The following is a 12,373-nucleotide window of genomic DNA, read 5'->3' as shown; positions in this document are numbered from 1 at the left end:
TAGACCATTCCTCTCTATCTACCAAGTTTCTCACTTATCAATTTAACTATCAAAAAGCTATAGTTATTCAAAGCATATTATAACATAAAAAAATAAAAATTGGGTAGATTTTCTGCATTATTTTAGCTATTTCTATAACTAAATATTCCTGCTTCCATATCCACAACACTTGTTTCCGTCAATTGTGGTTTAATTTTTTCATAATAAGGTAGTTTTTTAGCTACTTCTGACAAAGGAACTAAGATTTTATTTCCATCTGTCATAGTGATTGTCAGCAAATCCTCAGTCGCTTTACTTGGTGTATGCTGAACCGTTTGAATTTCTGATTTGATTGTATTAGAAATACCTGATAATTGTTGCACAAATTTCTTAAGCATTGCTTTATCTGAAAAATCAAGTGTTATATAACTTTTTGGCAACTGGGATTTTTTAACCGGAGTAGCAATTTCTTCTCCACTAGATAATACTAGGAAATACTGCTCCCCAGAATAATCATAAGCAACAACCGTGTATTCTGTTACTTTTACTTTAAATGTAATTGGAAATTGGTAACTTATCTCTGCTTTTTTCACCCATAGACTTGACAATTTAATATTTCTAGCATGTGCCTTTTGACTTAAATATGTCGTCAAGGTGTAATCCTCTTTTTGAATACTAGAAGCATCCAGCACCTCTGTTTTTGAAAGCTGTTTATTACCCGTTACCTCTATATTCTTTAATTTTGAATAGGGACTTATAAAATAAACAGCTAAAATTAACAAAATAGAACTTAGAATCAATACTGGTAAAGCACGGTAAACATGGCGAGGAGCGATTTGTTCTCTTGTCTCTTTTGCTTCCCGCTTAGCTTGTTTGCGTTCTGCTTTCTTCTTTTTTCGCAAGGCTGCTTTATCAAGAGGTTCATCTTGTTCTTCCTCAGAAGTTTCTGTCTCGGTAGGCTTTTCTGCCTCCTCTGACTCGTTCTCTTGAGTATCCGCTGTCACTTCTTCTGCACTTTCATCATTCTTTTCGACTTTCTTTTTTTCAGAATTTGGCAAATGCTGCTTTTTTTGCTCTGCTAGTTCTTTCACTTTTTCAGCTTCTTCTTGAGCCTTTTTTTTAAGGTATTCCTTGTTTCTTTTTTGCCACTCAGAAAGTTTTTCTATTTCTTGCTCTTTCTGATCCTCTTGCTTCTTTTTTGTCATTTTCTTCCTTTGTTCATGTCATTTTTTAAAAGGTTATAAAATTCATCTAACGATTTTATTTCGTGGGACTGTTTCATGTTTTCTTCATAAAATTCTTTCTGTTCAAGCAACTCTGTTATCATTTTTTGAAGATTTTCCAAATTCAATTGAGACTCGTCTAATTTTTTAGCATAACCTTTTTTTACAAAATAATCTGCATTTTCAATCTGATCACCGCGACTTGCTTCGCGTCCCAAAGGAACAATTACATGGAGTTTTGCCATAGCCAACAATTCAAAAATAGTATTAGATCCGCCACGTGTAACAACGACATCCGCCAAATCCATCAACGGTTGATAGAGATCAGTCACATAGGCAATTCGGTACAGATGATTTGATAATTCATCTAAATGAGCATCGCCTGATAAATTGATAATATTGTAATGCTGAGTTAGCTCTGCTTTATTTGCCGTTACAAAATCATTAAAAACCTTTGCTCCCGCTGATCCACCAACAAACAGAAGTGTCGGAAAGTTTTCATCAAAACGCTGCCGAATCGCTTGAATCTGCTCATTTGGAGCAGTTGTTTTTTCTCCTACTTTTGTCACAGCTCCCACATGCTCAATTTTTGTCAACGCATGGGCTTGTTCAAAAGTAGAATACATTTTTATCGCACATTTGTAAGCAATTTTATTTGCTAGACCAATAGAGAGGTCTGATTCATGTACATAAACTGGAATCCCAGCTAAGCGAGCTGCAATGACAGGAGGAACTGATACAAAACCACCTTTAGAAAAGAGAGCTTGCGGACGAACCTTTAGCATAATTCCTAAAGATTGCAAAATGCCCCAAGCCACTTTGAATACATCTAACATATTTTGCCAAGAAAAGTAACGTCGTAATTTCCCCGTCGCTATAGAATGAAAAGCGATGTCCAACCCCGACTTCTGGATTTCTTGGTATTCAATCCCATGCTTATCACCAATATAGTGGACTTGCCATCCTGCTTCTAGGAATTTTGGAATGAGCAAAAGGTTTAGAGTCACATGACCAACCGTCCCTCCACCTGTAAATATAATCTTTTTCATCTTAACCCTTTAATTCTTCAAATGTTGCAATAAATTCATCGCCACGAACTTCAAAATTTGGATACATATCCCAGCTAGCATTTGCAGGACTGAGAAGAACAATGTCACCTGCTTGTGCTTCAGCAAAAGCTTTTTGCGTCGCATCTTTCACATCAGCAGCATCCATATAGCTAACACCTGCTTTATCCGCTGCTCTCTTGACACGTGCTGCAGATTCTCCAAGAATAACCATTTTCTTCAATCCTTGAATATCTGGCACCAATTCGTCAAATTCATTGCCACGGTCCAGCCCACCAGCAATCAAGATGACCTTACTATTGTCAAAACCAGATAAAGCCTTTTGCGTTGCAAGAATATTTGTGGATTTGCTATCGTTATAAAATTTAACATGGTTGATTTCACCGACATATTGGAGACGATGTTTAACACCGCCAAAACCTGCCAAAGTTTCTTTGATGACTTGATTTTCAATGCCACGCAGTTTCGCAACTGCAATAGTTGCGAGGGCATTTTCAACATTATGACTGCCCGGAACGCCAAGCTCATCTGCTGCCATAACAGGCTCTCCACGGAAGGTCAACATGTTTCCCTCTAAGTAAGCGCCGTCTACCTTTTCTGTCGTTGAAAATGGTACAACGGTTGCTTGCGTCTTTGCAGCCAGCTCTTTCGCTAATGTTTGGTTGAAATTCAATACGAGGAAGTCAGATTTGCTCATATTTTTTTGAATGTTCCATTTAGCCGCCACATAATTTTCAAAAGAGCCATGATAATCAATATGAGTTGGCATCAAGTTGGTAATCACTACAATCTCTGGGTGAAAGGTTTCAATACCCATGAGTTGGAAAGAAGACAACTCCATGACTAGAGTATCATTTTTGGTTGCAGTTGTTGCAACTTGACTGGCTGGAAAACCAATATTTCCAGAAAGTAGACCACTTTGACCACCTGCAGTCAAGACTTCCGCAATCATTGTTGTCGTTGTTGTTTTTCCATTAGAGCCCGTAATCCCAATAATTGGAGCATCTGAAATCAAATAAGCCAACTCAACTTCAGTGATGACTGGGATTTCCTTTTCCAATGCTTTCTTGACCATAGGGTTGTCGTAACGAATACCAGGATTTTTGACCATTAGTTCAAATTCTTCATCCAAGAGTTCCAAAGGATGACCACCTGTTACTACTTTGATGCCTTCTTCAAGAAGAGACTGTGCAGCAGGATTTTCCTCAAATGGCTTTCCGTCATTCACTGTGACAATCGCTCCCAACTTATCTAGTAAACGAGCAGCGGATTCACCAGACTTGGCCAAGCCTAAAACTAAAACTTTCTTATTTGCAAAATTTGTAATGTGCTTCATAACATGCCTCTTTTTAATTCTTCTGTATCTATTTTACCTTTTTTTCAGAAAATAAAAAAGCCTTTACGGCTTTTTATTCTTGTCTGTTACGAAGTTTTGAGCGAAACGATACTTTTCTATCTTTTTGTGACAATTTTGAAATATCACGTAGAGAAAAATAAGCTACGCCAATCATTGCAATTCCTACGAAAAATTCAGACGGTAATTGAAAAATCTGAAATACTGCCAATCCTAATAAAATGATAAAAGCGACTAGAGCAATCACTAAAACTACTACATTTAAAGTCCCTTTAATGCTTTGCGGAGTAGCAAAAATGTAAAATAATAGAATGAGAATTCCAAAGATTAAATAAAACATTTCTGCTCCTTTCTAGCCTATTTACTTCTTTAATATATTAGCAACGAAGCAAATCGTCCTTTCATTATTCAGCTGATTTTTTCTTTTTAGCAGCTTTGGCACGTTGATTTTTATCAAGAATTTGTTTCCGCAAACGGATCGATTCTGGTGTCACTTCCATGTATTCGTCATCATTCAAAAATTCGAGTGATTCTTCCAATGTCAAAATACGAGGTGTTTTTATAACCGCCGTTTGATCTTTCGTTGCAGAACGTACATTAGTCATTTGTTTGGCTTTTGTAATATTGACCGTCAAGTCGTTTTCACGTGAATTTTCACCAATAATCATTCCTTCGTAAACTTCTGTACCTGGATTAACAAAAATGGTTCCACGTTCCTCAATAGACATGATTGAATAAGTCGTTGCTTTTCCTGTATCAATCGAAACAAGAGCTCCGCGACGGCGTCCGCCAATCTCACCTGGAATCAATGGTAGATATTGGTCAAAGGTATGGTTCATAATCCCGTAACCACGCGTCATAGAAAGGAATTCAGTTGAGTATCCAATCAAGCCACGCGCAGGCACAAGGAAAATCAAACGTGTTTGTCCGTTTCCGGTAGCCACCATGTCTAACATTTCACCCTTGCGCTCAGAAAGACTTTGGATAACCGAACCTTGGTATTCTTCTGGGGTGTCAATTTGCACACGTTCAAATGGCTCACATTGCACACCGTCAATTTCTTTGACGATAACTTCTGGGCGCGATACTTGTAACTCATAGCCTTCACGGCGCATGGTTTCAATTAAGATTGATAAGTGCAATTCTCCACGACCTGACACAATCCATTTATCTGGTGAATCAGTCGGATCCACACGAAGTGAGACGTCCGTTTGCAATTCCGCTTGCAGGCGTTCCTCAACCTTACGAGATGTTACCCATTTCCCTTCACGACCAGCAAATGGTGAATTGTTCACCAAGAAAGTCATTTGCAGCGTTGGTTCGTCAATGTGAAGAATCGGCAATGGTTCTACTGCATCTGTCGGAGTAATCGTTTCTCCAACAAAGATATCTTCCATACCAGACACGGCAATCAAATCACCTGCTTTGGCTTCGTCGATTTCACGACGTTCTAGTCCAAAGAAACCAAATAGCTTGGTGACACGGAAGTTTTTCGTTGTGCCGTCTAGTTTAGAAAGTGTCACTTGGTCTCCAACTTTTACAGTCCCGCGGAAAACACGGCCAATCCCAATACGACCTACAAAGTCATTGTAGTCCAAAAGAGAAACTTGGAATTGAAGTGGCTCGTCTGAATTATCCACTGGTGCTGGAATATGATCAATAATAGTATCAAAAAGCGGTGCCATAGTGTGCTCTTGGTCAGCAGGATCGTCTGACATAGAAGACGTTCCGTTGATAGCAGAAGCATACACGACAGGGAAATCCAATTGGTCATCATCTGCACCCAGCTCAATGAAAAGTTCCAAGACTTCATCCACCACTTCTGCAGGGCGTGCAGATGGTTTGTCAATTTTATTGACCACAACAATCGGCACTAAATCTTGCTCAAGAGCTTTTTTTAATACAAAACGAGTTTGTGGCATGGTTCCTTCATAAGCATCAACAACCAAAACAACCCCGTCCACCATTTTCATAATCCGCTCAACTTCTCCACCGAAGTCCGCGTGTCCTGGAGTGTCCATGATATTGATACGAACACCGTTGTAAGCAACAGCTGTATTCTTAGCAAGAATGGTAATTCCGCGTTCTTTTTCAAGATCGTTAGAGTCCATTGCGCGTTCTTGCAACTCTTTGCGTTCGTCCAATGTATGTGATTGCTTCAATAATTCGTCCACCAGCGTTGTTTTCCCGTGGTCAACGTGAGCGATAATAGCGATATTGCGAATATCTTCTCTTAATTTTGTCATTTTATCCTCTAAATCTTAAGTTTTATTTCTAACTGAACAATTATACCACAGATTACAGTAAAAAACACGGTTAAACCGGGTGTAAATGTTTTCATTAGAAAATCAATGCCCGACAAATTTATTTACATTCTTTATTGCAAAATTATGATATGATAAGAAAAAAACAAAGGAAACTGTATGCGTTTAGATGTTCTACTAGCTCAAGCTCACATTAGTCGTAAAAAAATGAAGCAAGCTCTCCTAAAAAAGAAAATCTTGGTAGATGACTGTCCTGCTCGAAAACTCAGTCAAAATGTTGATACAGGTCTGCAGACGATTACGCTAGAAGAACAACCTGTTCTGGGCAAGCCTCATCAGTATTTTATGATGAATAAACCCCTTGGTGTCGTGACAGCTAACTCCGATGCCAAATCCCAAACGGTTCTAGATCTCATCAAACCAGAAGATTTCAATGATAAGTTATATTCTGTCGGGCGACTAGATCGAGATACTTCTGGACTGCTGTTAATCACTGACAACGGTCCGCTCGGTTTTCAATTGCTTCATCCTCAATATCACGTCACAAAAACATATGAGGTTGAAGTTAATGGTCCCCTAGACGACCAAGCAGTGCAATCCTTTCAAAAGGGCATCGTTTTTCTTGACGGAACAAGTTGTAAACCAGCTACTCTTACAATTCATTCTTCTAGCTCAAACAAAAGCAGTGCAACTGTCACTATTTCTGAAGGAAAATTTCACCAAATCAAAAAGATGTTTTTAACTGTTGGTGTCAAAGTTACTTCTCTTAAACGAACGCATTTCGGAGATTTTGAATTAAACCCAAACTTAGCCACAGGAGAATACCGAGTATTGAACCAAGCAGAACTCGAAATAGTGAGGCACTATCTAGAAAAAAGCTATTAAAAGTGAGCAACCCGCTTGGATTACTCACTTTTGATTTTTCCTTTCCATCCATCTAGTCCTGTAGAGAGGATGTAAATATTTTGATAACCTTGTTTTTTTAATAGAATAGCTGCATTCATCACACGTTGTCCACGACTATTTTCATATAGTAAAACAGTCTTGTCCTTACGAATCGCTCCTAAGCTTGTTTTTAATTGCTGTGACGGAATATTTCGTGCCCCTAAAATATGTTTACGACGAAAATCGGCTGGATCTCGTAAATCAATTAACTGACCTTGACGAATCATATCACCAAATTCTGCATTGTCTACTACCTTAGCCGCACGACGAACACGAATATAGTTAAAGCCCATCCAGCCTAACGTTCCAACAATAATTGCCAATAAAATCCAGTTTAACATGTTTTCTCCTCATTCTTCTTCAAATATTGTAACTCCAACTGATGTTCCTTTCGCAAGACCCGCTCAGCTTCTAGATAGTCCATTCTTTCTATCAAGCCCGCATCATAAATCCTCTCTAACTCAATTTTCATCATTTCAATATCATACAAGCGCTTACCCATATAGATAATAATGCCAAAACTTTTGAGGTATTGCTGCACATCATAAAGTGTTTTCATGAGGCTTATTTTACCAGAATTTTAGGAGTATTTCAAGGTTGAAAAGAACTCATTTTGTAAGTAAAACATTCTTCAAGTGCTCAAAAACAACAAAAAAGCCGCTGATTGGGCGACTCTTATAGGGAGATTATTATGAAAAAGAAAAGTTTAGGATTTTTATCAAATAAAGTTAGGAGGTCTTCATCTGATGATGTTAGTATAACGCCACCTCCTTAAACTTATCTTAAATTCTAAAAGATTTTAAAAATTTATTTTCTACTCTCAAAAATTTACTTACAAACCCGGAGTTTGACCGATTTCTGCTGTTAACATCCAGATATTCTTTTCAAGTTCTGCTTTTGCACCGACAAAAATATCGTTGGTCACATCATCCCCTTCTTCATCTGTTACATCCAGAGCTTCTTGGTAGAGGCCTACCAAGTAACGGAAGATTTCGATGACACGTTCCAAACTTTCTGCAACATTCTTACTGAATTTTCCTTCTTTTTCTTCAATATTGCTGTGTTGGATAAATTCACTCAAAGTTGAATACGGCGTTCCACCTAAAGTAATCAAACGTTCACTTACTTCATCCAAAGTCGTATCCAAGGTTTCCATGTACTCATCCATCTTAGGATGCCAAACCATAAAACCAGCTCCACGCATGTACCAATGTACTTGGTGAAGAGCAATGTGAGCGGTGTATAAATCCGCTACCACTTGGTTTAAAACTGCTTTTGTTTTGGGAAGAGACTTACTGAAAGACTCAACACTTGAGAAAGTTGCAACATCTTTTGCTGCTTCATTTTTTAGATTAACCATTATCCTACCTCGCTTTTATTTAGAATGATTATAATCTTTTTGATTATGATTTAATTATAATGTTTCTAAATAAGAAAGTCAAATGATTGAACTCAGAAATTTCTTTTATTAGAAAAGTTGCAATTTTTTAGAATTATTTGCGAATAAAAAAGTATGATTCATTTTTATTTTTTCTTGGTTGGAAGCATTGTGGCTTCTTTTTTAGGGCTGGTTGTTGATCGCTTTCCTGAACAGTCCATTATCGTTCCTTCCAGTCATTGTAATGCTTGTGGGCAGAAATTAGCACCTCGTGATTTAGTCCCTGTCCTTTCACAGCTTATCAATCGACTGCGCTGTCGGTTTTGTCAGTCAAAAATTCCCATTCGCTACTTGATATTAGAGTTGGTAGGTAGTTTACTCTTTCTCGCAACTTCCTTAAGCTACTTAACTATCAGCCAACTTGTCTTGCTCATAATGGGAATTACACTAGCTCTTTATGATCAAAGAGAACAGGAATATCCTATCCTCATTTGGTTGTTCTTTCATCTTCTTCTCCTATTTTTGGTAGGTTTTAATCTTCTAATGATTAGTTTTTTAGCCCTTGGAATAGTAGCTTTTTTCTTTGACTTACGAATTGGCGCAGGAGACTTTCTTTTTCTAGCTTCTTGTTCAACTGTTTTCAAGTTGACAGAGATTCTTTGGCTGATTCAAATTGCCAGCTTAGTGGGCTTATGTCTCTTTTGCTTAAAAAAGAGAAAAGACAGGATAGCTTTCGTTCCCTGTCTTTTGATTGGAGTGATTGTTCTACTTATGTATGAGTTGTTACTTCAATAAAATTAGAATGACATCCTATCATGAGGCTAGGATGGATGTATCCGGATTCTCGAAATAAGAGAGCGATGATTACAATTTTCAAATTTTAGTTTTTAGACATAATTTTCCCAGATTTCATAATTTTTGGGGAATAATGTACCAGCAATCATGGTCGTCTATTTCACTCTTGATTTTTCATGTTTCTTTTTTCTAAATAATCAGCAATAGCGGCTACATCTTTATCACCACGCCCAGATACATTGACAATGATAATCTTGTCCTTACTCAATCGAGGCGCGCGTTTAACTGCTTCTGCAATATCGTGGGAACTTTCAATGGCAGGAAGGATCCCTTCTTTTCGCGTCAACAATAACAGTGCATCTACTGCTTCATCATCTGTCGCAGCCACATATTCAACTCGACCTAAATCTTTAAAAAAGGCATGTTCAGGACCAACTCCCGGATAGTCCAATCCAGCGGAAATAGAATAAACAGGAGCCACCTGACCGTCTTCTGAAAATACAGCATACGTTTTCATGCCATCAATAACTCCAATGGACCCTTTAGTCATTGTAGCCGCATGCTTGTCTGTATCCAAGCCATGACCAGCTGCTTCAACACCAACTAAATTGACTTCTTTATCTGCCACGTATTCAGAAAATGCTCCAATTGCATTAGAACCTCCGCCGACACAGGCAATAATATAATCTGGTAGACGACCTTCCTTATCTAGAATTTGACGGCGGGATTCCTGACTAATAACCTTTTGAAACTCATGCACAATCGTTGGATAAGGATGAGGACCAACAGCCGAACCCAGGACATAAAAAGCATCTAAATCTGTCATCCAAGCAGCAAAAGCAGCATCCACCGCATCCTTTAATGTTTTAGTCCCTGTTTCGACCGCATGGACAGTTGCTCCCATCATTTCCATTCGGAAAACATTCAATCGCTGGCGTTCCACATCTTCTGCTCCCATATACACATCGCATTTCATGCCAAACTTAGCAGCCGCTGCAGCTGTTGCTACTCCATGTTGACCAGCTCCAGTCTCTACGATAACTCTACTCTTACCCATTCGTTTTGCTAGGAGAATTTGCCCTAAAACATTGTTTAATTTATGAGAACCTAGATGATTCAAGTCTTCTCGTTTGAGATAGATTTTTGCACATCCTAAATAGTCCGTCAAACTTTCTGCAAAATAAAGCGGTGTCTCTCGACCTGCATAATCTGCTAAATAACGATGATATTCTGCTAGGAATTCTGGATCTTTCTTATACTTTTCAAATGTCCCCTCTAGCTCGTCTAATAAAACTTGAATCAGTTCCAGTACAAAGCTACCACCAAATTGACCAAAATATCCTTTATTTCTACCATGATGCCTCCTCACAATCTTTAGTATTCTTGAATTTAAACAACAAAATGCCCCCACACAAAAACTGTGTGAGGGCGTATGAGCGCGGTACCACCTCAATTATGGGAAAAGTAGACCTTATCCGCATATCTCTATCTTGTCTATCAACAAGTTGCACTATAAGGTGTGCTCACCGAATTTTTATCGTTTAAAATTCATATCATTTACATCAGCCCATTTCATAAATATCTACTACTTGTTTACACCTAGCACAAGCTCTCTGGAAGTATCAATTTACTACTTTTCTGATGTTTGAGCATTATTATAGAGTTTTTCTACCATTCTGTCAATAAAATAGTGAAAAAGCATCCTAAATCCGAACAATAACCCTTATTTTTACTTAGAAGTCAGAAACTTATCTTTCCAATGGCTGACACAAGTCTTATACAACAGAAAAGCCAGATATCCGCCTAATGTATTTGTCCATAAATCATCTATTTCAAAAACACGATTGGCATCAATTAAAATATCTAACAAAATCTGTGTACATTCAATGAAAAGGCTTATCGCAAAGCTGACAGAGAGTACACGTTTGGTATTTCGCAAGTTCGGAAACAACCAGAGAAGCTGAAAAATCAGTGGGCTCAGCAGAAATATATTCATTAGATTTTGTACAAAAACTTTGACCAATTGAAAGAAGGACGTAATTTGCCCAAGATTGATAAAAGAATTAAAAGGAATGAGAAGCACTACAATACGACCAAACTGCTGAATTCCCGGTGTTTCCATTCCCTTTTCTGGCACTTGAGGGAGAAAACACATCAGACATAATAATAAAATGTAGAAAATGCTTCCCCAAGTAAGAAAAGTACGTCCCTTAACGGTTAATTCACCATCTGTTTTCAATAGATTGTTCAATTTAAGCATGCTTGGTAAGAGCTTTCTCCTTGTCTTGCTTCATGGTGTTTGAGCGCAATTGACCACAGGCTGCATCAATATCTGTCCCATGCTCCTGACGAACAACACAGTTAATACCATTCTTTTTCAGAGTATCGTAGAAAGCCATTACATGTTCTTTGGGACTGCGACTGTATTGATCATGTTCGCTAACCGGATTGTAAGGAATCAAATTGACATACGATAGCTTTTTGATGTTTTTGAGCAATTCAGCCAATTCCAATGCCTGCTCTACTCCGTCATTGACTTCATTTAACATAATATATTCAAAGGTCACTCGGCGGTTGGTCGTTTCAATATAATATTCAATTGCCGCAAATAACTTCTCAATTGGAAAAGCACGATTGATTTTCATAATGCTAGAACGCAATTCATTATTGGGTGCATGAAGAGAAACAGCTAAATTAACCTGCACCCCTTCGTTTGCAAAATCACGAATTTTATGTGCTAGACCGGAAGTGGAAACCGTAATGTGACGAGCTCCGATAGCCAGCCCCTTGTCATCATTGACAGTTCGCACAAACTTGAGAACATTGTCATAGTTATCAAAAGGCTCGCCAATCCCCATAACAACAATATGGCTGACGCGCTCACCTTGTCCACGCTCATCAAAATATTTTTGCACCAGCATAATCTGAGACATAATTTCCCCATTATTCAAGTCACGCTGCTTTTTAATCAGCCCGCTGGCACAAAAAGTACAGCCAATATTGCAGCCAACCTGAGTAGTTACACAGACCGACAGACCATAGTGCTGACGCATGAGAACTGTTTCAATCAACATACCGTCTGGCAATTCAAAGAGATATTTGACTGTTCCATCAGCCGATTCCTGCACAATTCGTTGCTTCAGTGGATTGACAACAAATTCATCTTCTAATTTTGCTAATAACCCCTTTGAAATGTTTGTCATTTCTGCAAAAGACTGAACCCGTTTGCGATAAAGCCACTCCCAAATCTGGCTGGCTCGAAATTTCTTTTCTCCTTGACTTTCTACCCAATCTATCAAATCCTGACGGGTCAAGCTATAAATCGATGGTTTCATTTTTTCTCCTTCATTTCGTTACAAAACCCCATT

General features: G+C 38.3%; 13 protein-coding genes and 1 other annotated feature. Of the genes, 2 read left to right on the top strand and 11 right to left on the bottom strand.

Annotation, left to right across the window (positions count from 1 at the left end):
• Window positions 1-122: 122 nt before the first annotated feature.
• The 5 genes from HMPREF2876_RS01725 to typA form a co-directional block, all read right to left on the bottom strand.
• Window positions 123-1,184 (bottom strand): cell division protein FtsQ/DivIB, encoded by a 1,062-nt coding sequence (locus tag HMPREF2876_RS01725; protein WP_024052069.1) that lies wholly within the window; start codon window positions 1,182-1,184, stop codon window positions 123-125.
• Window positions 1,181-2,251, bottom strand: a complete 1,071-nt coding sequence (locus tag HMPREF2876_RS01720; RefSeq protein WP_070241564.1) for a UDP-N-acetylglucosamine--N-acetylmuramyl-(pentapeptide) pyrophosphoryl-undecaprenol N-acetylglucosamine transferase — start codon at window positions 2,249-2,251, stop codon at window positions 1,181-1,183. Before HMPREF2876_RS01720 ends, HMPREF2876_RS01725 begins: the two co-directional genes overlap by 4 nt.
• A 1-nt stretch (window position 2,252) precedes the next feature.
• Window positions 2,253-3,605: a UDP-N-acetylmuramoyl-L-alanine--D-glutamate ligase gene (gene murD, locus HMPREF2876_RS01715; RefSeq protein WP_070241563.1), complete on the bottom strand. Its 1,353-nt coding sequence runs from the start codon at window positions 3,603-3,605 to the stop codon at window positions 2,253-2,255.
• 73 nt (window positions 3,606-3,678) lie between these two features.
• The gene (locus tag HMPREF2876_RS01710; protein ID WP_024052072.1) at window positions 3,679-3,963 is read right to left on the bottom strand and encodes a DUF3165 family protein; all 285 of its coding nucleotides are present in this window, start codon (window positions 3,961-3,963) and stop codon (window positions 3,679-3,681) included.
• 64 nt (window positions 3,964-4,027) lie between these two features.
• The gene (gene typA, locus HMPREF2876_RS01705) at window positions 4,028-5,869 is read right to left on the bottom strand and encodes a translational GTPase TypA (protein ID WP_003025716.1); all 1,842 of its coding nucleotides are present in this window, start codon (window positions 5,867-5,869) and stop codon (window positions 4,028-4,030) included.
• 177 nt (window positions 5,870-6,046) lie between these two features.
• Between typA and HMPREF2876_RS01700 the strand changes: the two genes are divergently transcribed.
• Window positions 6,047-6,772 (top strand): 16S rRNA pseudouridine(516) synthase, encoded by a 726-nt coding sequence (locus tag HMPREF2876_RS01700; protein ID WP_024052073.1) that lies wholly within the window; start codon window positions 6,047-6,049, stop codon window positions 6,770-6,772.
• A gap of 20 nt (window positions 6,773-6,792) precedes the next feature.
• On the opposite strand, the gene HMPREF2876_RS01695 is transcribed toward HMPREF2876_RS01700, so the two are convergent.
• From HMPREF2876_RS01695 to HMPREF2876_RS01685, 3 genes are all read right to left on the bottom strand, one after another.
• The gene (locus HMPREF2876_RS01695) at window positions 6,793-7,173 is read right to left on the bottom strand and encodes a rhodanese-like domain-containing protein (RefSeq protein ID WP_024052074.1); all 381 of its coding nucleotides are present in this window, start codon (window positions 7,171-7,173) and stop codon (window positions 6,793-6,795) included.
• Window positions 7,167-7,391 carry a YqgQ family protein gene (locus HMPREF2876_RS01690; protein ID WP_003025724.1) on the bottom strand — a complete coding sequence of 75 codons (225 nt, stop codon included), beginning with the start codon at window positions 7,389-7,391 and terminating at the stop codon, window positions 7,167-7,169. Before HMPREF2876_RS01690 ends, HMPREF2876_RS01695 begins: the two co-directional genes overlap by 7 nt.
• 273 nt (window positions 7,392-7,664) lie before the next feature.
• Entirely contained in the window at window positions 7,665-8,192 is a 528-nt protein-coding gene (locus HMPREF2876_RS01685; protein WP_003032411.1) for a Dps family protein, read from the bottom strand.
• Window positions 8,193-8,345: 153 nt separating this feature from the next.
• Between HMPREF2876_RS01685 and HMPREF2876_RS01680 the strand changes: the two genes are divergently transcribed.
• Complete coding sequence (locus tag HMPREF2876_RS01680) at window positions 8,346-9,005, top strand: prepilin peptidase (RefSeq protein WP_024052075.1); 660 nt, start codon at window positions 8,346-8,348, stop codon at window positions 9,003-9,005.
• Window positions 9,006-9,165: 160 nt separating this feature from the next.
• Here the strand turns inward: HMPREF2876_RS01680 and trpB are convergent, their stop codons facing one another.
• From trpB to rlmN, 3 genes are all read right to left on the bottom strand, one after another.
• Window positions 9,166-10,374, bottom strand: a complete 1,209-nt coding sequence (gene trpB / locus HMPREF2876_RS01675; RefSeq protein ID WP_070584031.1) for a tryptophan synthase subunit beta — start codon at window positions 10,372-10,374, stop codon at window positions 9,166-9,168.
• A 52-nt stretch (window positions 10,375-10,426) separates the two neighbouring features.
• Window positions 10,427-10,661 (bottom strand) — a binding site (T-box leader).
• A gap of 73 nt (window positions 10,662-10,734) precedes the next feature.
• Complete coding sequence (locus HMPREF2876_RS01670) at window positions 10,735-11,265, bottom strand: VanZ family protein (RefSeq protein WP_024052078.1); 531 nt, start codon at window positions 11,263-11,265, stop codon at window positions 10,735-10,737.
• Complete coding sequence (gene rlmN / locus HMPREF2876_RS01665) at window positions 11,258-12,340, bottom strand: dual-specificity RNA methyltransferase RlmN (RefSeq protein WP_070241560.1); 1,083 nt, start codon at window positions 12,338-12,340, stop codon at window positions 11,258-11,260. Before rlmN ends, HMPREF2876_RS01670 begins: the two co-directional genes overlap by 8 nt.
• Window positions 12,341-12,373: the final 33 nt, after the last annotated feature.

Origin of the sequence: Streptococcus sp. HMSC073A12, from assembly GCF_001812815.1 — a bacterium.
In the GTDB taxonomy this organism is placed as follows: Bacteria; Bacillota; Bacilli; order Lactobacillales; family Streptococcaceae; genus Streptococcus; species Streptococcus vaginalis.
This window is presented reverse-complemented; position numbering and strand designations above follow the sequence as displayed.

Excerpts from the sequence above, each read along its gene's own strand:
- HMPREF2876_RS01725 (WP_024052069.1), bottom strand. The coding sequence starts at position 1,184 with ATGACAAAAAAGAAGCAAGAGGATCAGAAAGAGCAAGAAATAGAAAAA.
- HMPREF2876_RS01695 (WP_024052074.1), bottom strand. The coding sequence starts at position 7,173 with ATGTTAAACTGGATTTTATTGGCAATTATTGTTGGAACGTTAGGCTGG.
- HMPREF2876_RS01690 (WP_003025724.1), bottom strand. The coding sequence starts at position 7,391 with ATGAAAACACTTTATGATGTGCAGCAATACCTCAAAAGTTTTGGCATT.
- HMPREF2876_RS01700 (WP_024052073.1), top strand. The coding sequence starts at position 6,047 with ATGCGTTTAGATGTTCTACTAGCTCAAGCTCACATTAGTCGTAAAAAA.
- murD (WP_070241563.1), bottom strand. The coding sequence starts at position 3,605 with ATGAAGCACATTACAAATTTTGCAAATAAGAAAGTTTTAGTTTTAGGC.
- HMPREF2876_RS01680 (WP_024052075.1), top strand. The coding sequence starts at position 8,346 with ATGATTCATTTTTATTTTTTCTTGGTTGGAAGCATTGTGGCTTCTTTT.
- rlmN (WP_070241560.1), bottom strand. The coding sequence starts at position 12,340 with ATGAAACCATCGATTTATAGCTTGACCCGTCAGGATTTGATAGATTGG.
- HMPREF2876_RS01720 (WP_070241564.1), bottom strand. The coding sequence starts at position 2,251 with ATGAAAAAGATTATATTTACAGGTGGAGGGACGGTTGGTCATGTGACT.
- HMPREF2876_RS01670 (WP_024052078.1), bottom strand. The coding sequence starts at position 11,265 with ATGCTTAAATTGAACAATCTATTGAAAACAGATGGTGAATTAACCGTT.
- HMPREF2876_RS01710 (WP_024052072.1), bottom strand. The coding sequence starts at position 3,963 with ATGTTTTATTTAATCTTTGGAATTCTCATTCTATTATTTTACATTTTT.
- typA (WP_003025716.1), bottom strand. The coding sequence starts at position 5,869 with ATGACAAAATTAAGAGAAGATATTCGCAATATCGCTATTATCGCTCAC.
- HMPREF2876_RS01685 (WP_003032411.1), bottom strand. The coding sequence starts at position 8,192 with ATGGTTAATCTAAAAAATGAAGCAGCAAAAGATGTTGCAACTTTCTCA.